Annotated in this window: 17 protein-coding genes and 1 pseudogene; 12 read left to right on the top strand and 6 right to left on the bottom strand. The window is 68.0% G+C overall.

Features of this window, described 5'->3' with window-relative positions; all coding sequences use genetic code 11:
• Positions 1–51: 51 nt before the first annotated feature.
• The 3 genes from EO174_RS16985 to fghA all read left to right on the top strand — a co-directional run bounded on the left by EO174_RS16985 (position 52) and on the right by fghA (position 2,694).
• Positions 52–1,161 (top strand): S-(hydroxymethyl)glutathione dehydrogenase/class III alcohol dehydrogenase, encoded by a 1,110-nt coding sequence (locus EO174_RS16985; RefSeq protein WP_104585998.1) that lies wholly within the window; start codon positions 52–54, stop codon positions 1,159–1,161.
• Between the two features lie 68 nt (positions 1,162–1,229).
• Positions 1,230–1,805: an S-(hydroxymethyl)glutathione synthase gene (gene gfa / locus EO174_RS16990; protein WP_104586020.1), complete on the top strand. Its 576-nt coding sequence runs from the start codon at positions 1,230–1,232 to the stop codon at positions 1,803–1,805.
• Between the two features lie 58 nt (positions 1,806–1,863).
• Complete coding sequence (gene fghA / locus EO174_RS16995; RefSeq protein ID WP_104585996.1) at positions 1,864–2,694, top strand: S-formylglutathione hydrolase; 831 nt, start codon at positions 1,864–1,866, stop codon at positions 2,692–2,694.
• 579 nt (positions 2,695–3,273) lie between these two features.
• Here fghA and EO174_RS17000 read toward each other — a convergent pair.
• Positions 3,274–4,683, bottom strand: coding sequence for a PLP-dependent aminotransferase family protein (locus tag EO174_RS17000; RefSeq protein ID WP_126946123.1), 1,410 nt, complete (start codon positions 4,681–4,683; stop codon positions 3,274–3,276).
• A 157-nt stretch (positions 4,684–4,840) separates the two neighbouring features.
• Here EO174_RS17000 and EO174_RS17005 point away from each other — a divergent pair.
• Positions 4,841–5,059, top strand: a pseudogene (locus EO174_RS17005) (phenazine biosynthesis protein PhzF); the annotation flags it as partial.
• Positions 5,056–5,982: a DMT family transporter gene (locus EO174_RS17010; protein ID WP_126946129.1), complete on the top strand. Its 927-nt coding sequence runs from the start codon at positions 5,056–5,058 to the stop codon at positions 5,980–5,982. The pseudogene EO174_RS17005 and the gene EO174_RS17010, both read left to right, overlap by 4 nt.
• 39 nt (positions 5,983–6,021) lie before the next feature.
• Here EO174_RS17010 and EO174_RS17015 read toward each other — a convergent pair whose 3' ends face one another.
• Positions 6,022–6,360, bottom strand: a complete 339-nt coding sequence (locus tag EO174_RS17015; protein WP_161960113.1) for a hypothetical protein — start codon at positions 6,358–6,360, stop codon at positions 6,022–6,024.
• A gap of 1,539 nt (positions 6,361–7,899) precedes the next feature.
• Between EO174_RS17015 and EO174_RS17030 the strand changes: the two genes are divergently transcribed.
• The 6 genes from EO174_RS17030 (at position 7,900) to EO174_RS17055 (ending at position 15,967) form a co-directional block, all read left to right on the top strand.
• The gene (locus tag EO174_RS17030; protein ID WP_006452907.1) at positions 7,900–7,992 is read left to right on the top strand and encodes a potassium-transporting ATPase subunit F; all 93 of its coding nucleotides are present in this window, start codon (positions 7,900–7,902) and stop codon (positions 7,990–7,992) included.
• A gap of 15 nt (positions 7,993–8,007) precedes the next feature.
• Positions 8,008–9,822 (top strand): potassium-transporting ATPase subunit KdpA, encoded by a 1,815-nt coding sequence (kdpA, locus tag EO174_RS17035; RefSeq protein ID WP_126946132.1) that lies wholly within the window; start codon positions 8,008–8,010, stop codon positions 9,820–9,822.
• Positions 9,823–9,833: 11 nt separating this feature from the next.
• Positions 9,834–11,882 carry a potassium-transporting ATPase subunit KdpB gene (gene kdpB / locus EO174_RS17040; protein WP_126946135.1) on the top strand — a complete coding sequence of 683 codons (2,049 nt, stop codon included), beginning with the start codon at positions 9,834–9,836 and terminating at the stop codon, positions 11,880–11,882.
• Between the two features lie 3 nt (positions 11,883–11,885).
• Entirely contained in the window at positions 11,886–12,539 is a 654-nt protein-coding gene (gene kdpC, locus EO174_RS17045; protein WP_126946138.1) for a potassium-transporting ATPase subunit KdpC, read from the top strand.
• A gap of 61 nt (positions 12,540–12,600) precedes the next feature.
• Entirely contained in the window at positions 12,601–15,261 is a 2,661-nt protein-coding gene (locus EO174_RS17050; RefSeq protein WP_126946141.1) for a sensor histidine kinase KdpD, read from the top strand.
• Positions 15,251–15,967, top strand: coding sequence for a response regulator transcription factor (locus tag EO174_RS17055; protein ID WP_126946144.1), 717 nt, complete (start codon positions 15,251–15,253; stop codon positions 15,965–15,967). The genes EO174_RS17050 and EO174_RS17055 overlap by 11 nt, the downstream gene beginning before the upstream one ends.
• A gap of 10 nt (positions 15,968–15,977) precedes the next feature.
• Here EO174_RS17055 and EO174_RS17060 read toward each other — a convergent pair whose 3' ends face one another.
• From EO174_RS17060 to EO174_RS17075, 4 genes are read right to left on the bottom strand one after another with little or no spacing between them, the layout of a single operon-like run.
• Positions 15,978–17,366, bottom strand: a complete 1,389-nt coding sequence (locus EO174_RS17060) for an FAD-linked oxidase C-terminal domain-containing protein (RefSeq protein ID WP_126946147.1) — start codon at positions 17,364–17,366, stop codon at positions 15,978–15,980.
• Positions 17,363–17,902 carry a metal-dependent hydrolase gene (locus tag EO174_RS17065; RefSeq protein ID WP_126946150.1) on the bottom strand — a complete coding sequence of 180 codons (540 nt, stop codon included), beginning with the start codon at positions 17,900–17,902 and terminating at the stop codon, positions 17,363–17,365. Before EO174_RS17065 ends, EO174_RS17060 begins: the two co-directional genes overlap by 4 nt.
• Positions 17,903–17,918: 16 nt before the next feature.
• The gene (locus EO174_RS17070) at positions 17,919–18,287 is read right to left on the bottom strand and encodes a YraN family protein (protein WP_104584541.1); all 369 of its coding nucleotides are present in this window, start codon (positions 18,285–18,287) and stop codon (positions 17,919–17,921) included.
• Between the two features lie 4 nt (positions 18,288–18,291).
• Positions 18,292–20,022, bottom strand: coding sequence for a penicillin-binding protein activator (locus tag EO174_RS17075; protein WP_126946153.1), 1,731 nt, complete (start codon positions 20,020–20,022; stop codon positions 18,292–18,294).
• Between the two features lie 82 nt (positions 20,023–20,104).
• On the opposite strand from EO174_RS17075, the gene rsmI reads away from it, so the two are divergent.
• The gene (rsmI, locus tag EO174_RS17080) at positions 20,105–20,926 is read left to right on the top strand and encodes a 16S rRNA (cytidine(1402)-2'-O)-methyltransferase (protein ID WP_126946156.1); all 822 of its coding nucleotides are present in this window, start codon (positions 20,105–20,107) and stop codon (positions 20,924–20,926) included.
• Positions 20,927–21,021 lie beyond the last annotated feature (95 nt).

Below are 21,021 nucleotides of genomic sequence, written 5' to 3' on the forward strand. Positions count from 1 at the left end.
CCGGCGCATGCCGTGCCCGTCCTTGAATCTCATCGTCAGGAGCGCCATCACATGAAATCCCGTGCAGCAGTTGCATTCGGACCCGGCAAGCCGCTGGAAATCGTCGAGATCGACGTCGCACCGCCGAAGGCCGGCGAAGTGCTGGTCCGCATCACCCACACCGGCGTGTGCCACACCGATGCATTCACCCTGTCTGGCGACGACCCGGAAGGCATCTTCCCGTCCGTGCTGGGCCACGAAGGCGGCGGCATTGTCGAGCAAGTGGGCGAGGGCGTGACCAGCGTCAAGGTGGGCGATCACGTGATCCCGCTGTACACCGCCGAATGCCGCAAGTGCAAGTTCTGCCTGTCCGGCAAGACCAACCTCTGCCAGGCGGTACGCGCCACCCAGGGCAAGGGCCTGATGCCCGACGGCACCACGCGCTTCTCCTACAACGGCGAGCCGATCTACCACTACATGGGCTGCAGCACCTTCAGCGAGTACACCGTGGTGCCGGAGATCTCGCTGGCCGTGGTGAACCCGGACGCGCCGCTGGAAAAGGTCTGCCTGCTCGGTTGCGGCGTCACCACCGGCATCGGTGCGGTGCACAACACCGCCAAGGTCAAGCCGGGCGAAAGCGTGGCGGTGTTCGGCCTGGGCGGCATCGGTCTGGCGGTGATCCAGGGCGCGGTGCAGGCCAAGGCCGGGCGCATCCTGGCCATCGACACCAACCCGGGCAAGTTCGACCTGGCGCGCAGCATGGGCGCCACCGACTGCATCAACCCCAAGGACTACGACAAGCCGATCCAGGAGGTCATCGTCGAGTTGACCGATGGCGGCGTGGACTTCAGCTTCGAGTGCATCGGCAACGTCAATGTGATGCGGTCGGCGCTGGAGTGCTGCCACAAGGGCTGGGGCGAGAGCGTCATCATCGGCGTGGCCGGTGCAGGCCAGGAAATCAGCACCCGTCCGTTCCAGCTGGTGACCGGCCGCGTGTGGCGCGGCTCGGCCTTCGGCGGTGTCAAGGGACGGACCCAATTGCCGGGCATGGTGGAGCAGTCGATGACGGGCGAGATCGATCTCGACCCGTTCATCACCCACACCATGCCGCTGGAAGAGATCAACGAGGCCTTCCACCTGATGCACGAAGGCAAGTCGATCCGCACCGTGATTCATTTCTGACCGTACGGCCAGAATCGGCGCGCGGCCGCTTCCGCGCACGTGGTACCCGATACTCCGGGAGGGGCATGATGACCAGCGTCTCGATTCATCCTTCGGTAGACAGTGGTGTAGCGCGTGGAGGTGCGGAAAGTTTTCAGGGCGGAACCCTTGCGTGCCACTGCGCCAGCGACAAGGTGACCGTGGACGTGGCTGCGCAGACCGCGCACAACCACGCCTGCGGCTGCAGTAAATGCTGGAAGCCGGAAGGCGCGACATTTTCGGTGATTGCAGTGGTGCCGCGCGACAAGGTCACGGTGACCGCGCATGCGGAAAAGCTCAAGGTCGTCGACGAAACTGCGGCGATCCAGCGGCATGCATGCACCGGCTGCGGTGTGCACATGTTCGGTCGCATCGAAGACAAGGAACACGCGTTTTACGGTCTGGACTTCATCCATACCGAGTTGTCGCAGCAGTCGGGCTGGTCGCCGCCGGGCTTTGCGGCGTTCGTGTCCTCCATCATCGAAACCGGCACGCCGCCGGCTGCCATGGACGGCGTGCGCGCCCGTCTCAACGAGCTCGGGCTGACCCCGTACGACTGCCTGTCGCCGGGATTGATGGATGCACTGGCTGCCAACGTGGCACGCAAGAAGGGCCTGCTGCACTGATCGCCCAACCCCGCGGCCGGCACGCATGCCGGCCGCAGGTTCTTATCGAAGGAATCTCATGGAACGTATCGAACACCATGCCTGCTTCGGCGGCTGGCAAGATGTCTATCGGCATCAATCGCAGAGCTTGAACTGCAGCATGCAGGTGGGTGTCTATCTGCCGCCACAGGCCGCCGATGGCCCGCTACCGGTGCTGTACTGGCTCAGCGGCCTGACCTGCACCGAACAGAACTTCATCAGCAAGGCCGGCGCGCAGCGGTACGCGGCCGAGCATGGCGTGATCCTGGTCGCCCCCGACACCAGCCCGCGTGGCGACGATGTGGCCGACGCGGACGGCTACGACATCGGCAAGGGCGCCGGCTTCTACGTCGATGCCACCGAGCAACCGTGGGCGGCGCATTACCGCATGTACGACTATGTGGTGAACGAATTGCCGGCGTTGATCGAAGCGCACTTTGCCACCACCGGTGCGCGCGCGATCAGCGGCCACTCGATGGGCGGCCATGGCGCCCTGACCATCGCATTGAAGAATCCGGGCCGCTATCGCAGCGTGTCGGCGTTCTCGCCGATCGTCGCGCCCAGCCTGGTGCCATGGGGCGAGAAAGCGTTTGGCCAGTATCTGGGGCCGGACCGCGCAGCGTGGAAAGCGTACGACGCCACTGCGCTGATCGCACAGGCACAGGAGCGCCTGCCGTTGTTGATCGACCAGGGCGATGGCGATGAATTCCTCGAAAACCAGCTGAAGACGTCGCTGTTTGAACAGGCCGCCAAGGCCGCCGGTTATCCGGTCACGGTGCGGCTGCAGCCCGGTTACGACCACAGCTATTACTTCATCGCCAGCTTTATCGGCGAGCACATCGCACACCATGCCGCGGCGTTGCGTGGTTGATCGTTTTGGGCAAGCGGGTGGTGCTGCGTGCCATGAGACCGCGCATGGCGGTGGTGCGCATCGCGTTGCGTTGCCGCGCTGCCGTATTGCGCGCGCCGTGGCATGAGTAAGGTGTCGAGCTGAACTCCCTTCTCCCCCCCGAGAGAAGGAGCCCCGCAGGGGCGGATGAGGGGAGGGCCGAAGCCCGGCGGAGGGGAGGCCAGCTGGTAAAACGGCTGACGTGCGGCCTGGCTCCCTTCTCCCCTCGGGAGAAGGTGCCCCGCAGGGGCGGATGGGGGTACGGGCTCACTGGCGGATGAGGGACGGGCGACGCCCGGTGGAGCGGGTAGCTGGCCTTGTAGAGCAGCCGATCTGCGCGTGGCGGCGGGGCCCTTGCCCGCCCACCCTCGCGGGACACGCCGCAAGTACGTCCGTGTAGGCTCTTACGCGGCATCCATGCCGCGTAAGGTCCCGCAACGGTGGGCGGGCAAGGACCAGCCAGGATGGTCGCTGTGCATGGTGCAAGCAGGGCATGACGACGTTGCCTGGATGACCGCGCGTCCAGCCAGCGCGCAAGTTGATGCGAACCACCAAGAACGGCTAACGCGCCACCTGCGCCGCAAGCTTGCCCAGCCGCCGCATCGCGCGCTCCAGCGTATCGCTCCACGGCTGGCCACAGGTCAGGCGCAGGTGATCTGCGTAGTCGCCACGGCTGGAGTACAGATGGCCGGGCGAGGTGCCGATGCGTTCTGCCAGCGCGGCTTCGAACAGGGCCTGGCCGCTGCCGGCGTCGGGTAATTGCAGCCATAGCGATAACCCGCCGGCCGGGTCGCCCACGCGTGTGTCCTGCGGCCAATGCCGCACGATCGCATCGCGCAGCCGCTGCCCGTTGTCGGCCAGGGTGCGGCGCAGCTTGCGCAGGTGCCGTTCCAGATCGTGTTGCGCCAGATAATCAGCCAGTGCCAGTTGCGGCAGGCTGGCGCTGCCGACAGTGGAAAAGTACTTGGCGCGTACCAGGGCGTCGGTCCAGTCGCCACCGAGCAACCAGCCCACACGCAAGCCGGGCGACAGCACCTTGGAGAACGAGCCGCAGGTGATCACGTTGGCATGGGTGTCGAAGTGGCGCAGCGGGCGCGGGCGCTGGCCCGACCAATCCAGTTCGCCATAGATGTCGTCTTCGATCACCACCGTGCCATGGCGGGCGCAGCTGTCGAGCAATGCGCGCTTGGCGCTGTCGGGAGTGAGGCTGCCGTTTGGATTGTTGAAGTTGGGGATCAGCACTGCCGCACGCACCGGGGTGCGCTGCAGCAGCGCATCCACACGTGCGACATCGATACCGTGACCGGGGCGATTGGGTACCTCCAGCACCTTGAGGCGCAGTGCAGCCACCGCCTGCAGTATGCCGTGATAAGTGGGTGTTTCGACCAGCACCACATCGCCTGGCGCGGTGAGCGTGCGCAGCGCAAGGCTGATCGCTTCCATCGCGCCGGCGGTGATCACCACTTCGTCGGCATCGACGGTGGTTGCGCAGTGTGCATACCGCTGTGCGATCTGGCGGCGCAGTGCGGCGTGGCCCTGCGGCGGTGCGTAATCCAACGCAGCCGTGCGCTGGCGACGCAACTGCCGCGCCAGGGCTGCGGCCAGGTGCGCGGTGGGCAACAGCGCAGGCGCGGGCGTGGCGGTGTGCAGCGGCACCAGGTCGGTACGCGCCAGGGTTTGGAGCACGCGCTGCAAGGCCGGGTTGTCGACCATGCCCGGTTTGCGCCGACGCGGGAGGGGGGCTGTGGCCGGTAATGCAGACGCCGTGCTGCGCACGAAGTAGCCCGAGCGCGGGCGCGCCTGCACGCGGCCTTCGCGTTCGAGTTGCAGGCAGGCCTGCACGGCGGTGGCGGTGCTGATGCCGTGGTTGGCGGCCAGTTGCCGGATCGAGGGCAGGCGCTCGCCGGCACGCAGAGTGCCGCCTTCGATCTGCTGCCGCAGCTGCGTGGCCAGCGATTCATACAGCAGCATCCGCGGGCGCCTCCCATCTGTATTGGTCGATTTGCAGCGTATCTGAATCTGTCATGGTCGTGTGGCACGTTGCAGACTGGGCGTGCCCGGTGAGTACGTCGGGTGTGTGTTCCCTTCTGTGAGGTTGGCCGTGCTGCTTGCTGCGTTTGCTGTTGCCCGCTATTTCTGCCCTTCCGATGGCGTTGGCGAGGGGCCGCTCACCCAATCGATCGATGCTGCGCATGCACCACGCTGGGCACAGCGGCTGGTCAGCACGTGGCTCACTGCGCTGCAGGGCCTTGCGCGGGGCGGCCAACTGCAGTGCCGGGTCGTACCGCAGCACGTCTACGTGCGCGGCAGTGCCGTCCAGTATCTGCAGGGAACCATTACGCCATGAGCACGCCCGTGTATGTGCAAGCGGCATCGGCCGGCGCTGGGCGACGTGCGATCTGGCAATTGCTGGTTGCCGAAGTGTTGATCGGATCGGTCGGCGTATTCGTGCACGAAAGCGGGCAGGATCCGGTGACGGCGGTGTTCTATCGCTGCCTGTTCGGCGCGCTGTTTCTCAGCGTATGCGGGGTGATCGGTGGGCAGCTGCGAGGACTGTGGCGCGAGCGTGCGCTGTTGCGTGATGCCACCATCAGCGGCGTGCTGCTGGTGTTGAACTGGGTGGCATTGTTCGCGGGGATGGCGCGCTCGTCGATCGGCGTGGCGACCATGGTCTACCACGTGTTCCCGTTCGTGATGCTGCTCCTGGCCGCATTGTTGCAGGGCGAGCGCACGCGGCGTGCCGATCTGGGCTGGACGCTGCTGGCATTCGTCGGCGTGGCCTGCTCGGCAGATCCGGCACGCTTGTGGCAGGCGGCCGATCGTGGCTACCTGATCGGCATTGCGCTCACGCTGTTGGCAGCGTTACTGTGCGGCGCCTCGTTGCTGATGTCGCGTCGCATCAGCCGTGAACGGCCGCTGGCGGTGGTGACCGTGCAGTGCTGGGTCGGCACGTTCCTGCTGGCCGGGTTTTCCAGCGGCGCGGCATTGCATCCGGGCCTGCATTGGCTGTGGCTGGTGGGCCTGGGCGTGATCCACAGCGGCATCGTCTATGTGCTGTTCTATTCGTCCTATCGCCATCTGCATGTGGCCACGATCGCGGTGCTGGCGTTCGTGTATCCGCTGGTGACGCTATTGCTGGACTATCTGCTCTACGGCCACGCATTGGTGCCGGTGCAGTGGTTGGGCCTGGCGCTGATCGTGGTTGGCACGCTGGCGGTGAATCTGAAATGGCGCTGGCCGCGGCGGGTGGCACACAGTGCACCGACCTGAGCGAAATGCCGCCGCGCTGTACGCACGGCGGCAATAGAGTCAACGCACGTCGCGCAGTTCCCAGTGGTGTCCGGCCAGGGCCTGCATGCGCTGCTTGAGCAGGTCGCCGGGGATGCTGGTGGTGGCGACCAGGTCGATCCGCAGGTCGCCCTGCTTGCCGGTCACCGTCGCCGAGGGATCGGTGACGCCCAGGCTGGGGTCCACCGCATCCGGGTCGGCCTGCAGCAGGCGCCAGCGATCGAACCAGGCCGGATCACGCAAGGCGGCCTGCAACTGTTCGGCAAAGGCCTCGGCACCATGGGCGGTGAAGCTCACGCTCGCATCGCCGCCACGGGCGAGCTTGGGGTCGGGCAGGCTGATCGAGTAGCTGACAGGCATGTGCAAGGACTCTGATGGATGACGCCGGCACGTTAGTGCAGCGGCAGTGAGCGTTCCGTTGACAGGCCGCATATGTGGGAGTCTTCAACTGCGGAGTTGCTGCCTGTTCCGCGAGTGGTAGGGCGCCGCGCCCCCTCGACGCTGTGAGTTTGCTGCAGGGCCCTTGCCAGCCCACCATCGCAGGACACGCCGCAAGTACGTCCATGTAGGCTCTTACACGGCATCCATGCCGTGTAAGGTCCCGCGACGGTGGGCGGGCAAGGACCAGTCCAGATAGTCGGTGTGCATGGCTAAGAGCAGTGCTGGATGCGCCTTGTTCCACCATGAAGCATCGGCTCCAGGTCTGATGCACACCGCACGAGAGACAGCTTTTCAGATGAGCGCCGAGCAACTGCCTAGTGCGGTGTCCTTGCCGGTTGCGGGACCGTGTGGCGGCATGGATGCCGCCACCGAGGCCCCAGGATGGGTTTACGGCGTGTCCCGCAAGCGGTGAGGGCGCCGCGCCCTCGATGCTGCGAGTTTGCTGCGGGGCCCTTGCCCGCCCACCATCGCAGGACACGCCGCAAGTACGTCCATGTAGGCTCTTACGCGGCATCCATGCCGCGTAAGGTCCCGCGACGGTGGGCGGGCAAGGACCTATCGAGTTGGTCGGTGTGCATGGAAGAGCAGTGCTGGATGCGCCTTGTTCGATCATTGAAGCATCGGCTACAGGTCTGATGCACACCGCATGAGAGACAGCTTTTTTAGATGAGCGCCGACCACTTGTCTGGTGCGGTGTCCTTGCCGGTTGCGGGACCGTGTGGCGGCATGGATGCCGCCACCGAGCCCCCAGGGACGGGTTCACGGCGTGTCCCGCAAGCGGTGAGGGCGCCGCGCCCTCGATGCTGCGAGTTTGCTGCGGGGCCCTTGCCCGCCCACCATCGCGGGACACGCCGCAAGTACGTCCCTGTAGGCTCTTACGCGGCATCCATGCCGCGTAAGGTCCCGCGACGATGGGCGGGCAAGGACCTATCGAGTTGGTCGGTGTGCATGGTAGAGCGGTGCTGGATGCGCCTTGTTCGATCATTGAAGCATCGGCTCCGGGTCTGATGCACACCGCACGACAGACAGCTTTTCAGATGAGCGCCGCGCCCTCGACCGGCAGAGCGTTGCTACAGCTTCATAACGCCCCTGACTCAAAAGCTGGTCGTCCTGAGTTGGCGCCGGAGGGTGTGGATGAGCCAGAAGTCGTGGTTGCCTGGAACGGCTGCATGGTCGGGATACCCGACTGCACACCGTCGCTGCGCAGCATTTATGCGGAATTTACGCGAGGGCTGTCGCAGGTCCATAGCGACTTTACGTAGCCGGGGAAGACACTGCGCAGGTTGGCGGAGCGGTTCCGCCCTGGACGATTCCGATGCATCCCTTGACCTGTCTGCTCCATCGCCGCTGCGCGTGCGGTGCGGCAGCGCTTTGCCTCGTCGGCCCGCAGATGCTGCATGCGCCGCCGCACACCGTCTCCATCGCGCCGCGTTGCGCGCGTCTCGGGGAGTAGCCGACATGCCTGCCTGGTTGTCCCTGTTGTGCGGCGTGGCCGTGCTCGTTGCCGCTGCGTACCTGTTGTACGTGGTCCTGCGCCCCGAAGACTTCTGATGCGAGTGCGCTCCAATGATTGAAACTCTCCTTGTCTATGCGCTGGCCATTGTGCTGGCCTGGCCGCTTGGCCGCTATCTGGCGGCGGTGATGCGCGGCGCCCCGATGCGTGGCGATGCGCTGTTCGGCTGGATCGAACGGCCGCTGTATGCACTGCTCGGCACCCGCCCGCAGCAGGGCATGTCGTGGCGCGGCTATGCAGTGGCGTTTTTGCTCAGCAACCTGGTGGTCGGCCTGCTGACCTGGGCGGTGTTCATGACCCAGGCGTGGCTGCCGTTCAACCCGGACGCCGTCCCGAACATGCGCTGGGATACCGCGTTGCACACCATGGTGTCGTTCGTCACCAACACCAACCAGCAGCATTACTCGGGCCAGGCGCAGTTGTCGTATCTGGCGCAGATGACCGGCATCGTCGGCCTGCAGGTGGTGACGCCGATGATGGGCCTGGCGTTGGCGGTGGCGACCTTGCGTGCATTGTTCGGTGGGCGAGGTGCCGCAACGGTGTCCGATGCCTCGCTGCTGCCTCATGCGGCGGCGGGCGCCAAGTCGCTGGCGGCTGGGCCGGACGAGCCGGAGCTGGGCATGCCGCGCCAGGGACGGCAGCCGTCGGGTTCCGGCGTGGAGGACCTGCCGGACGCGGATGTCGGCAATTACTGGGCCGATGTGATCCGCGCCAGCGTGCGCGTCCTGCTGCCGTTGTGCCTGCTGTGGACGGTGCTGCTTGGCTGGCAGGGCGTGCCCTCCACGTTGCAGGGTGCGGCCACTGCCGCACCGCTGGACAGCAGTGCCGGCATGCCCAAGCAGACCATACCGGTCGGGCCGGTTGCGGCGATGGTCGCGGTCAAGCAGCTTGGCACCAATGGCGGCGGCTGGTACGGCCCCAACAGTTCGGTGGCGCTGGAAAATCCCACGCCGCTGAGCAATCTGCTGGAGACGCTGGCGCTGGTGCTGTTGCCGATGAGCGTGGTGTTCATGGTCGGCTACCTGACCGGGCGCAAACGTCTCACCGCCCTGGTATTGGGCACCATGCTGACGATGTCGGCCGCGTCCACCGCACTGTTGCTGTGGTCCGAAGCGCATTCGGCCAGCGCCAGCTCGCCTGCCCTGATGGAAGGCAAGGAGGTGCGCATCGGCGCGGATGCGTCCGCGTTATGGGCGGCGTTGACCACGCAGACCTCCAACGGCTCGGTCAACGCGATGCACGATTCGCTGGCGCCGTTGAGCGGCCTGGTCACGCTGGTGGACATGCTGATCAACGCGATCTGGGGCGGCGTCGGCTGCGGTTTGCAGCAGTTCGTGGTGTATCTGCTGCTGAGCGTGTTTCTGGCCGGTTTGATGACCGGGCGCACGCCGGAGCTGTTCGGCCGCAAGATCGAAGCGCGCGAGGTGCAGCTGCTTGCGCTGCTGATCCTGCTGCAGCCGTTGGTGGTGCTGGGCTTCACCGCGGTGGCACTGGCGGTGCCTGCATTGACGGCCAATTCCAATCCCGGCTTCCACGCGATCAGCCAGGTGTTCTACGAGTACACCTCGGCCTTTGCCAACAATGGCTCCGGTTTCGAGGGGCTGGGCGATGCCACGTACTGGTGGAACCTGAGTTGCTCGGTGGTGCTGGCATTGGGCCGCTACCCCGCGTTGATCCTGCCGCTGATGGTGGCCGCGCGCATGGCGGTGAAGCGGCGTGCGCCCGAATCGGCCGGCAGCCTGCAGGTCGAAACACCGACCTTCGCGCTGACCCTGATGGCGATCGTGCTGGTGCTCACCGTGCTGCAATTCATGCCCGCGCTGGTGCTGGGTCCTATCGCTGAACACCTCGCCCTGGCGGCGTCCTGAGAGTTTGAGCAATGTCTACGATCGATACGACTGAAAAACGCGAGCGCGGTGACGCAGCGTTGTTCGACGCCGCCGTGCTGGTGGCGGCGATGCGCGCAGCCTTCCGCAAGTTGGCGCCGCGGCATCTGCTGCGCAGCCCGGTGATGGCGGTGGTGATGGGCGGCACGGTGCTGGCGGCGGTGATCACCGCCAGCGGGCATGGCAATGCCGGGTTCGGCTGGGCGGTGACGGCGATCCTGTTCGTGACCGTGCTGTTCGGCAACTTTGCCGAGGCCATCGCCGAAGCGCGCGGGCGTGGACAGGCCGCATCGCTGCGCCGTGCGCGCAAGGATCTGGTCGCGCGCCGGGTGGAAACCGCACTCGGCGGCCGCGAGACCCGCGTGCCGGCGGCCGAGCTGCGCCCGGGCGACTACGTGATGGTGTCCGAAGGCGAGTTCGTCCCGGCCGATGGCGAAATCGTGCGCGGTGTTGCAACGATCAACGAAGCGGCGGTGACCGGCGAATCGGCACCGGTGCTGCGCGAGGCCGGCACCGATCGCAGTGGCGTGATCGGCGGTACGCGCGTGCTTTCCGACGAGATCGTGTTCAAGGTCACCGCCGAACCGGGGCAGAGTTTTCTCGATCGCATGATCGCCCTGGTGGAAGGCGCCAACCGGCAGAAGACGCCGAACGAAATCGCGCTTACCTTGTTGCTGGCGGCGATGACGCTGACCTTCCTGATCGTGGTCGCCTCGTTGCCGGCAATTGCCGGTTTCGTCGGGGTCATGCTGGATCCGCTGTTGTTGATCGCGCTGCTGGTATGCCTGATTCCAACCACCATCGGCGGGCTGTTGCCGGCCATCGGCATCGCCGGCATGAACCGCGCGCTGTCGGCCAATGTGCTGGCCAAATCCGGCAAGGCGGTGGAAGTGGCCGGCGACGTGGACGTGCTGTTGCTCGACAAGACCGGCACCATCACCTACGGCGACCGCCAGGCCACCGCGTTCCATCCGCTGGCCGGTATCGACCGTGCGCAACTGCGCGATGCGGCCATGCTCGCCTCGCTGGCCGACCCGACGCCGGAAGGCAAGTCCATCGTCAAGCTGGCGCGCCAGCAGGGTGCCGTGGCTGTCGAGCCGGAGGGCGCGCATTTCATCGCCTTCACCGCGCAAACCCGCATGTCCGGCGTGGATCTGGCCGGGCGCAGCATCCGCAAGGGCGCTGGCGATTCGATCGTGGCGTATGTGCAGGGCATGGGCGCGACGGTGTCACCGGAATTGCAGGGACGTATCGAAGAAGTCGCACGCGGCGGCGCCACACCGCTGGTGGTGGCCGAAGGCCGGCATGTGCTGGGCGTTGTCGAGCTGAGCGACGTGGTCAAGCAAGGCATCAAGGAGAAGTTCGCGCAGCTGCGTGCGATGGGCATCAAGACGGTGATGATCACCGGCGACAACCCGCTCACCGCCGCCGCGATTGCCGCCGAAGCCGGCGTGGACGACTACATCGCCCAGGCGCGCCCGGAAGACAAGCTGGCCCGCATCCGCGCCGAGCAGGCCGGCGGGCGGCTGGTGGCGATGGTGGGCGACGGCACCAACGATGCGCCGGCGCTGGCCCAGGCCGACGTGGGCCTGGCAATGAACTCCGGGACGCAGGCGGCCAAGGAGGCCGGCAACATGGTGGACCTGGATTCGGATCCGGCCAAGCTGCTGGCGGTGGTCGAAGTGGGCAAGCAGCAGCTGATCACGCGCGGTGCGCTGACCACGTTCTCGCTGGCCAACGACGTGTCCAAGTATTTCGCGATCCTGCCGGCGTTGTTTGCCGCGGCGATTCCGTCGATGGCCGCGCTCAACGTGATGCAGTTGTCCAACCCGCGGCATGCGGTGCTGGCGGCCTTGATCTTCAATGCGTTGATCATCCCGGCATTGATCCCGCTGGCCTTGCGCGGCGTGCGCTTTCGTCCATCCAGCGCCACGGCCCTGCTGCGCCGGAACATGCTGATGTACGGCGTGGGCGGCGTGTTGCTGCCGTTTGCCGCCATCAAGCTGATCGACCTGGCGCTTGTCGCCACCCTGGGGAACTGAGTCATGACGATTTCTTCGAAAACCGGTACACCCGCTGCGCTGCCGTTGTGCGACGACGGCGCCCTGCGCGGGGCAGTGATGCTGGCGCTGTTCATCCTGCTGGGTCTGGGCCTGAGCTATTCGCTGGTCGCCACCGGCATCACCGGCGCGCTGTTCCCGGTGCAGGCACACGGCTCGCTGCTGCGCGATGACGCGCGTGTGGTCGGCTCGGCCCTGGTGGCCCAGCCGTTTGCCGATGCGCGCTACTTCCAGCCACGCCCCTCGGCCGCCAAGTACGACCCGACCGCGGCGGCCGGCAGCAACCAGGCGCGTTCCAATCCAGACCTGCAGACCCGCATCGCCGCCACGCGCGCCGAGGTGGCGGCACGCGACCGCATCGCGCCGGAGGCAGTTCCCGGCGAATTGCTGACCCAGTCTGGCAGTGGCCTGGACCCACACCTGAGCCCGGCCGCGGTGCAGGTGCAACTGCGCCGCGTCGCCACCGCGCGCGGCTGGCCGGAGCAACGGGTCGCCGCGCTGGTCCAGGCCGCCACCGAATCGCCACAGTTCGGCCTGCTCGGGCAGCCGCGGGTGAATGTGCTGGCGCTGAACCTGGCGCTGGATCGCGCCGGGAATGGGGAGTCGGGAATCGGGAATGGGTCAAAGCCACAACGCTAGATCTGTCAGCTCGCGGTAGGCTCCACACATCCCCAATCCCGACTCCCCAATCCCGGCCTCCATGATCGACGCCCGCACCCAACAAGCCGACGCGCTGATCGGCGAACTGCAGCGCGAACATGGCGGGCGCCTGACCGTGTTTCTGGGCGCGGCGCCCGGGGTGGGCAAGACCTACGCCATGCTGTCGCGGGCGCGCGAGCGCCTGCGCCAGGGCATGGACGTGGTGGCCGGAGTGGTGGAAACCCATGGCCGCAGCGAAACCGCGGCACTGCTGGATGGCCTGCCGCTGCTGCCGCGCACCCGCATCAACTACCAGGGCCGGCAGCTGGAAGAACTCGACCTGGACGCCTTGCTGGCGCGCAAGCCGAAGCTGGCGCTGATCGACGAGCTGGCCCATCGCAACGTGCCGGGCAGCCGGCACGAGCGGCGCTGGCAGGACATCGTGGAACTGCTCGATGCCGGCATCGATGTCTACACCACGGTCAACATCCAGCATCTGGAAAGCCTCAACGACATTGTGCTGCGCATCACCGGGGTGCGCGTGTCCGAGACCGTGCCCGATGCGGTGTTCGATCGCCTGCGCGACATCGTGCTGGTGGATCTGCCGCCACGCGAACTGATCGAACGCCTGCAGCAGGGCAAGGTGTATCTGCCCGAACAGGCCACGCAGGCCTTGCAGGCGTTCTTCTCGCCCTCCAACCTCACCGCCCTGCGCGAGCTGGCGATGCAGACCGCGGCCGACCGCGTCGACAGCGATCTGCGCGACACCCAGGCCGCGCGCGGCCTGCCCGGCACCGCCGCCTTGCGTCGCCGCGTGGTGGTGGCCATCGATGGGCGTGGCGGCTCGGATTATCTGGTGCGGGTGGCGCGGCGGCTGTCCGAGCGGCGCGATGCGCCGTGGACGGTGGTCACCGTGCAGACACGCACCGTGGCCGATGCCGCCTGGCAGCTGGAGATCGACCGCGCGTTCGCACTGACACGTCGCCTGGGTGGCGATACCGCGCTGCTGCATGGCGCCAACGTCGCGCAGGCATTGCTGGATTTCGCTGCGCAAAACGGCGTGTCCACGCTGGTGCTGGGGCGCACGCGCGAGCGTCCGCTGGCGCGCATGTTCAACCGCACGCTGACCCAGCAACTGCTGCAGCGTGGCGCGCATTACGAACTGGTCATCGTCAGCTCCGCCGATGCGCGCGCACGCGCGCGCCAGCGTTGGCGCAATCCGCGCCAGTGGCTGCAGCGCTACGACCTGGCCTTCGCGGCGATCGCCGCCGCTGCGGCGGTCGCGGTGGCGTGGGTGATCCAGCGCTGGACCGACATCGACGACCTGTCGATGGTGTTCATCGTCGCGGTGGTGCTGGTGGCCTCGCGCACACGCATGGCCGCCGCGGTGATCGCCGCGCTGCTGAGTTTTGTCGCCTACAACTTCTTCTTCATCGAACCGCGCTTCACCCTGCACATCAGCGCGCGCCAGGGCGTGGTGACGGTATGCCTGTTCCTGATCGCCGCGCTGGTCGCCGGCCGCCTGGCCTCGCGCCTGCGCAGCCAGGTGCTGGCCCTGCGCGCCGCCAACGCGCATGCCAATGCACTGCAGGCGCTGGCCCGCGAGCTCAGCACCGCCGCCGACCTGGGGCAGGTGCTGGAAGCCGGCCGCCGTGCGCTGGCCACTGCACTGGATGCCGAGGCCTGGTTGCGGCTGGAGCAACGCGAAAGCGATGCGCCGGCCAGCTTCGGCGCACTCGATCGCAGCGCGGCGGAGTGGACCCAGCGCCACGGGCAGCCGGCCGGCCACTTCACCGATACGCTGGCCGGCGCGCAGTGGTGGTGCCTGCCGGTGCGGCACGAACGTGGCAGCCTGGGCGTGGCCGCGTTGCGCTTTCGTCAGAGCGTGCAGCGGCCCGGCCTGGAGCAACGTCGGCTGGCCGAAGCGATGGTGGAGGACATCGGCCAGGCGGCGCTGCGCACGCGCCTGGTCGCCGATCTGGAGGGCGCGCGCGTCAGTGGCGAAACCGAGCGCCTGCGCTCGGCATTGCTGTCCTCGGTCTCGCACGATCTGCGCTCGCCGCTGGCCTCGATGATCGGCTCGGCTAGCAGCCTGGCCAGCTACGGCGATGCGATGGACGCGCAGGACCGCCACAGCCTGCTGGACACCATCCAGCTGGAAGGCGAGCGGCTGGATCGCTACATCCAGAACCTGCTCGACATGACCCGGCTCGGCCATACCGGGCTGACCTTGAAGCGCGACTGGATCGGCGTGGACGAGTTGATCGGCTCGGCCACGCGGCGGCTGCAGCGCTACCAGCCGGCAGTACGGCTGCAACTGGAGCTGGCCGCCGACCTGCCGGCGATCTGGGTGCACCCGGCACTGGTGGAGCAGGCCATCTTCAACGTGCTGGAGAATGCGGCGAAATTCTCGCCAGCCGGCGTGGCCGTCACCGTGCAGGCGCGGCTGCAGGCCGGCGCCCTGCAGATCGATATCGGCGACCAGGGCCCCGGCATTCCCGAGGACGAGCGCGCACGCATCTTCGACATGTTCTACAGCGTGGAGCGTGGCGACCGCGGCCGCCATGGCACCGGGCTGGGCCTGACCATCTGCCAGGGCATGATCGGCGCGCATGGCGGCAGCGTGGAGGCGCTGGCCGGCGCCGATGGTCACGGCACCACGATCCGCATTACGCTGCCGTTGCTCGTTCCCGCCGCGCCACCTCGCCCCGATGCCGACTGACCCCACTGCCATCCCGCCTGCCCGCGTGCTGATCGTCGACGACGAGCCGCAGATCCGCCGTTTTCTCGACATCAGCCTGCGCGCACAGGGGTATCGCGTGCTGCAGGCCGGCACCGCCGAGGAAGGCCTGGCCATGCTGGCCGGGCAGGGCGCCGAACTGGTGGTGCTGGACATCGGCCTGCCCGATCGCGACGGCCACGAGGTGCTGCGCGAGATCCGCCAGTGGTCCAGCGTGCCGGTGATCATGCTCACCGTGCGCGCCGGCGAAACCGAAAAGGTCGCCGCGCTCGATGCCGGCGCCAACGACTACGTCACCAAGCCGTTCGGCGTGCAGGAACTGATGGCGCGCATCCGCGCGTTGCTGCGCCAGGCCGGCACCGGCAGCACGGTGGAGGAGAGCGTGTTCGACGACGGCCGCCTGCACATCCATCTGGGCCTGCGCGAGGTCACCCTCGATGGCGAGGCGGTGCCCTTGAGTCGCAAGGAATACGCCCTGCTCGCGCTGCTGTTCAAGCATGCCGGCCGCGTGGTCACCCAGCCGCAGCTGCTACGCGAGGTGTGGGGCCCCACCCATGAAGACGACACCCATTACCTGCGCATCCTGGTCGGCAAGCTGCGCCAGAAGCTGCACGACGATGCCGCCGCCCCGCATTACATCGTCACCGAACCGGGGGTGGGGCTGCGCTTCATCGGGGTGACGCGCTGAGGCGGCAGCGTCACTCGAGCGGTGGCAACACCTTGCCCGGATTCAGGATCCCGTCCGGATCCAGCGCGGCCTTGATCGCGCGCATCGCCGCCAGCGTCGGTGCGCTGAAGGCCTGGGCCATGAAATCGCGCTTGGCCACGCCGATGCCGTGCTCGCCGGAGAGCGTGCCTTCCAGCGCCAGCACCAGCGCAAACAGGCGCGGCAATGCGGCATGGGCGCGTGCGTCTTCGTCGGCATCGGCCGGGTCGTACATGATGTTGACGTGCAGGTTGCCATTGCCGGCATGGCCGAAAGCGACGATGGGCAAGGCGAATTCGGCCGCAAGCGCTTCCACGCCGGCCACCAGCTCGGGGATGCGCGAGACCGGCACCACCACGTCTTCGTTGATCTTGCCGGGCTTGATCGTGCGCAGCGCCGGCGACAGTGCGCGGCGTGCCGCCCACAGCTTGTCGCGCGCGCTGCCATCGGCGGCCACGTCCAGGCTCAACGCGCCCTCGCCCTCGGCCGCAGCGTGCAAGGCCTGCAGCGCGTAGGGCAGGGTGTCGTGATCGCCATCGGCTTCGATCAGCAGCATCGCGCCGGCCTCGGGGACATCGCTGCCGTTGCGGCGCAATAGCGCAATCGCACTGGCATCCATGAATTCCAGCATTGTCGGCGTGGTCGGTTGCGCCATGATGCGCGACACCGCTGCCGCGGCGCTGGCCGCGTCGCGATACAGCGCGCGCAAACCGGCTTGTGCGATCGCACGCGGTGTCAGCTTCAAGGTCGCCTCGACGATGATCGCCAGGGTGCCTTCGCTGCCGACCAGCAGATGCGTCAGGTCGTAACCGGTGGAATTCTTCGTGTATGCACCGCCGCAGCGGATCACCTCGCCGGTGCCGGTCACAGCGACCAGGCCGAGCACATTGTCGCGGGTGGCGCCGTATTTCACCGCGCGCGGGCCGCCGGCATTGGTGGCCAGGTTGCCGCCGACGCTGCAGATGTCCGCGCTGGACGGATCCGGTGGCCAGAACAGGCCGTGCGGCTGCAGGGCCTGCTGCAGTTCGCCGTTGAGCAGGCCCGGTTGCACCACGGCGCAGCGGTCTTCCGGGCGCAAGGCCACGATGCGATTCATGCGCGCCATCGACACCACCACGCCGCCGGAAAACGGCACTGCCGCACCGGTGGTGCCGGTGCCCGCGCCACGCGCCACGATCGGCACGCCATGGGCGCGACAGGCCTGCACGATCGCCACCACCTCCTCGGTATCGCGCGGCAGGGCGACGGCGGCGGGCAAGGCCCAGCTGCGCGAATCGTCTTCGCCATGGCGGCGCCGCGCGTCGGCGCCGGTCAGCCAGCCATCGGGGCCAAGCCGCGCGGCCAGCAAGTCGGCCAGGGCAGTGGGAAGCACATCGGTCATGACAGGTGATCCTGTGGTGCCGCGCGCTGGATGCATCTCCATCCCAGCGCGGCGGCGGTGAGCGGCAGCCAGACCCAGCGCAGCTCGGAGAGCAGCGTGGCCAGGCCGCGCGCATTGAAGAAACCATTGACCAAGGGCGACACGCGGATCGGCCGCCACGGTGCGAACCAGCGTGCCTCGCTCCATGGCCAGGCCAGCGCAACGCCCAATCCGCCGGAGGTCATCGCATCCAGCAGCGGATGCGAGGCGGCACAGACGAACAAGAACGTTGCTGCCTGCAGCGCGTCCGCACGCAACAGGCGATGCGCAACACCGCCCAGCAGCGCAATCAGCACGGCGAACAGCAACGAGTGGCTGGCGCCGCGATGGCCGAACGCATCGGCGTACGGAACATGCAACGCGAACGCCAGCACATCGGCGTCCGGCAACATCGCCGCGACGATGCCGGCAGCGAGCAGGCGTGGCGACAGGCGGCCGCGTTCACTGGCGCACCAGAGCGCCAGCGGCACGGCGGCGTGGGTGATGATGGTGGGCATCGCGCGTGGGCCGTTGTCAGCAGTCGTCGGCGCGGAAGGCGTCGCGGATCCAGTTCAGCACCGGCGGCTCGCCGCTGGCTTCGACCACGTCGAAGCGGCACGGCAGTGTCGCCAGTGCCGGGTGATAGGCAAGGAACAGTTGCGCGGCCAGCACCAGCTTGCGGCGCTTGCGCGCATCCACCGATGCCGCGCCACCGCCGAAGCGGTTGTCGCGGCGATAACGCACCTCCACGAACACCAGCGCCTGTCCGTCGCGCATCACCAGATCCAGTTCGCCGCCGCGGTAGCTGGCATTGCCCACCACCAGCCGCAGCCCGGCTTGCTCCAGCAGTGCGCGGGCGGCCGCTTCCACCGCCGCACCACGTTGCTGACGCGCTGCCGGCATGGCGTCAGCGGCCGTCGGCGATCGGCACCGGGCGGCCACCGTTGAAGGTGGACCAGGCCGGGGTGCGCAGCACGTTGCCGAAGCCGTCCAGATGCAGGGTGCCGGTGGCGCCGCGCAGGCCGCCATCGGTGCCGGTGGCGAGCTTTTCCAGATACGCGCTGATCTTCCAGGCGTCGTAGCCGAACGCGAACAGGCGCGCACCCGGTCCGCGTGCGCTGGGCAACGTGCTGGCGACCTGGGTGGAGGCCGGCAGCCCGGACACGCCCAGGGCGGTCCAGGTCTCGCTCGGGTAGACGATGCCGTCCAGGGCCAGGTCGTCTTCGACCTTGCCGGTGCCGGCCACCAGCTGCGAGGTTCCCACGCGCGACTTGCCGGCGAACCCGCTCAAGGCCAGTTGCGGCGCCAGCGCGCGCGCGGTGTTGCCACGCACTGCCAGGAACACCGCATCGGCGGTGCCGTAGTTGCGCAGCTGCGCACCGATGTCGCCCGGCACCTCGGCCACGCTGATGCTGCCGGCGATGGTGCCGCCGCGTTCGCTGAAGCGGTCGCGGAAGGCCTTGATGGTGCGCTTGCCGTTGTCGTCGCTGGTGCCGACGATCAGCACATTGCGGCGCTCGCGCGCGAGCAGGTATTCGGCGGCCATGATGCCGTCGTCTTCCGGCGCCAGCGAGAAGCCGGCGCTGCCGCTGGGCGGTGCCTTGTTGTCGGTGGGGCGGTTGAGCGCCAGCACCGGCACCGCCAGCTGGCCGCGTGCGAACACGGCGCTAACTTCGTCGCGCCCCAGCGGGCCGACCACGTAATCCACCCCGGCGCTCACTGCCTTGTCGTAGGCGGCATTGGCGCCGGCGGCAGTGCCGGCGGTGTCGAAGAAGCGCAGTTCCGGGCGGCGGCGGGTTTCGGCGTAGTAGCCGGCCAGCAGACCGTCGCGCACCGGCGCCGAGGCGGTGGCCAGGTTGCCGCTGAGCGGCAGCAGCACGCCCAGCTTGATCGGCGGGCGATAGCCATCGCGTTCGGCCGGCGGGCGCTTGCTGGTGTCAAAGCCCCATTGCGCGTCGCGGTCGAACGCGCGCGGCAGCGCCAGGCCGCGGCTGATCAGGGCGCGGCCGGCGAAGTTGTACAGCGGATCGCCCGCCGGCAGCGCCGCGGTGCGGCCCTTCAGCGTGGCGTCGTCGAGTGCGGCCAGCAGGCGCACGATCGCGCGCTGGTTCTCGCTGCGCGGGGTGCCGGTCAGGCTGGCATCGGCGCGTGCGCGGTCGGCGGCAGCGCCGAACAGGTCGCCGGTGCCTTCCAGTGCGGCGGCGCGTGCCAGCAGCCAGCGGGTCTGCAGCGGCTGGGGCAGGCCTTGCGGGCTGTCGCCCAGGGCCTGCAGCGCCTGCGCGGCCTGCTTGTCGATCACCGCCAGCTCGCCGGTCAGCAGCGCGAAGCGGGCGCGGTCTTCGCCGCCGAGATGCCGCGCGGTGACCTGCGCCAGCAGCGTGCGCGCACGTGCGTCATCGCCGGCGTCATGCCAGCCGAACGCGGACGCGGCCAGCAGGCGGCTGCGCTGCGCACCGCTGGCGCCGACGGCCTCGGCTTCCAGTTGCTGCGCCGCCTCGCGCGGCTTGCCCTGGTCCAGCAACGCCAGCGCCGCGCTCTGGGTCGGCGAGGCGGTCTGGGTGACGCTGCTGGTGGCGCAACCGGCGGCCAGCATCACCATCAGCGACAGGGCGGAGATCCTTGCAACACGCTTGTTCATTTCAGATCCATTGGACGGGGCCCGCCGGGGCGGACCGTTAAAAACGCTACGATTCTACCCTTTGCCCTACGGAATACCGTCGATGACCTCCCCTGGAACCCTGCACGTGGTCGCCACGCCGATCGGCAACCTGGCCGACCTGTCGCCGCGTGCGCAGGAGGTGCTGCGTGGCGTGGCCGCGATCTGCGCCGAAGACACCCGCCACACCCGCCAGCTGCTCGGCCACTTCGGCATCGACCGTCCGCTGCTGGCCCTGCACGACCACAACGAAGACGCCATGTCCGAGCGTATCGTCGCGCGCCTGCGCGAGGGCGAGTCGCTGGCCATCGTCAGCGATGCCGGCACCCCGCTGGTCAGCGACCCCGGCTTCAAGCTGGTGCGCGCCGCCCGCGCGGCCGGGATCCGGGTCAGCCCGGTTCCCGGCGCCTGCGCGGCGATCGCCGCGCTCAGCGTGGCCGGCCTGCCCAGCGACCGCTTCGGCTTCGAGGGCTTTTTGCCGGCCAAGAGCGCCGCGCGTCGCGAGCGCCTGGCGCACCTGGCCGGCGAAACCCGCACCCTGGTGTTTTACGAGTCCTCGCACCGCATCGTCGAATCGCTGGCCGACCTGCGCCTGGCCTTCGGCGACGAGCGCCCGGCGGTGATTGCGCGCGAGCTGACCAAGCTGTTCGAAACCGTACTCGACGGCACCCTGGCGCAGTTGCAGGGCAAGGTCGAAGCCGACGACAACCAGCGCAAGGGCGAGTTCGTGGTGATGGTGCAGGGCGCCGCCGATGCCGCCGAAGGCCTGCTGGCCGAAGGTCGCCGCGTCTACGCCAAGCTTGCCGAGCACCTGCCGCCGTCCACGGCCGCCAAGCTGGCGGCCGAGCTGACCGGCGCGCCGCGCAAGGCCTTGTATGGTGGCTAGGTGTGCTGTTGCAGAAGCGAGTTTGTGTGCACTGGGATTTTTCTCGGTAAGGCCTCTCGCGCCCGGGTGCGCTCCTACGGGCAATTGCGGGCCTA

This window comes from Xanthomonas sp. BRIP62418 (assembly GCF_003993495.1).
GTDB classification, from domain to species: domain Bacteria; phylum Pseudomonadota; class Gammaproteobacteria; order Xanthomonadales; family Xanthomonadaceae; genus Xanthomonas; species Xanthomonas euroxanthea.

What these genes read in the sequence shown, in the direction of transcription:
- EO174_RS16985 (WP_104585998.1), top strand. Translation starts at nt 52, where the DNA reads ATGAAATCCCGTGCAGCAGTTGCATTCGGACCCGGCAAGCCGCTGGAA.
- gfa (WP_104586020.1), top strand. Translation starts at nt 1,230, where the DNA reads ATGACCAGCGTCTCGATTCATCCTTCGGTAGACAGTGGTGTAGCGCGT.
- fghA (WP_104585996.1), top strand. Translation starts at nt 1,864, where the DNA reads ATGGAACGTATCGAACACCATGCCTGCTTCGGCGGCTGGCAAGATGTC.
- EO174_RS17000 (WP_126946123.1), bottom strand. Translation starts at nt 4,683, where the DNA reads ATGCTGCTGTATGAATCGCTGGCCACGCAGCTGCGGCAGCAGATCGAA.
- EO174_RS17010 (WP_126946129.1), top strand. Translation starts at nt 5,056, where the DNA reads ATGAGCACGCCCGTGTATGTGCAAGCGGCATCGGCCGGCGCTGGGCGA.
- EO174_RS17015 (WP_161960113.1), bottom strand. Translation starts at nt 6,360, where the DNA reads ATGCCTGTCAGCTACTCGATCAGCCTGCCCGACCCCAAGCTCGCCCGT.
- EO174_RS17030 (WP_006452907.1), top strand. Translation starts at nt 7,900, where the DNA reads ATGCCTGCCTGGTTGTCCCTGTTGTGCGGCGTGGCCGTGCTCGTTGCC.
- kdpA (WP_126946132.1), top strand. Translation starts at nt 8,008, where the DNA reads ATGATTGAAACTCTCCTTGTCTATGCGCTGGCCATTGTGCTGGCCTGG.
- kdpB (WP_126946135.1), top strand. Translation starts at nt 9,834, where the DNA reads ATGTCTACGATCGATACGACTGAAAAACGCGAGCGCGGTGACGCAGCG.
- kdpC (WP_126946138.1), top strand. Translation starts at nt 11,886, where the DNA reads ATGACGATTTCTTCGAAAACCGGTACACCCGCTGCGCTGCCGTTGTGC.
- EO174_RS17050 (WP_126946141.1), top strand. Translation starts at nt 12,601, where the DNA reads ATGATCGACGCCCGCACCCAACAAGCCGACGCGCTGATCGGCGAACTG.
- EO174_RS17055 (WP_126946144.1), top strand. Translation starts at nt 15,251, where the DNA reads ATGCCGACTGACCCCACTGCCATCCCGCCTGCCCGCGTGCTGATCGTC.
- EO174_RS17060 (WP_126946147.1), bottom strand. Translation starts at nt 17,366, where the DNA reads ATGACCGATGTGCTTCCCACTGCCCTGGCCGACTTGCTGGCCGCGCGG.
- EO174_RS17065 (WP_126946150.1), bottom strand. Translation starts at nt 17,902, where the DNA reads ATGCCCACCATCATCACCCACGCCGCCGTGCCGCTGGCGCTCTGGTGC.
- EO174_RS17070 (WP_104584541.1), bottom strand. Translation starts at nt 18,287, where the DNA reads ATGCCGGCAGCGCGTCAGCAACGTGGTGCGGCGGTGGAAGCGGCCGCC.
- EO174_RS17075 (WP_126946153.1), bottom strand. Translation starts at nt 20,022, where the DNA reads ATGAACAAGCGTGTTGCAAGGATCTCCGCCCTGTCGCTGATGGTGATG.
- rsmI (WP_126946156.1), top strand. Translation starts at nt 20,105, where the DNA reads ATGACCTCCCCTGGAACCCTGCACGTGGTCGCCACGCCGATCGGCAAC.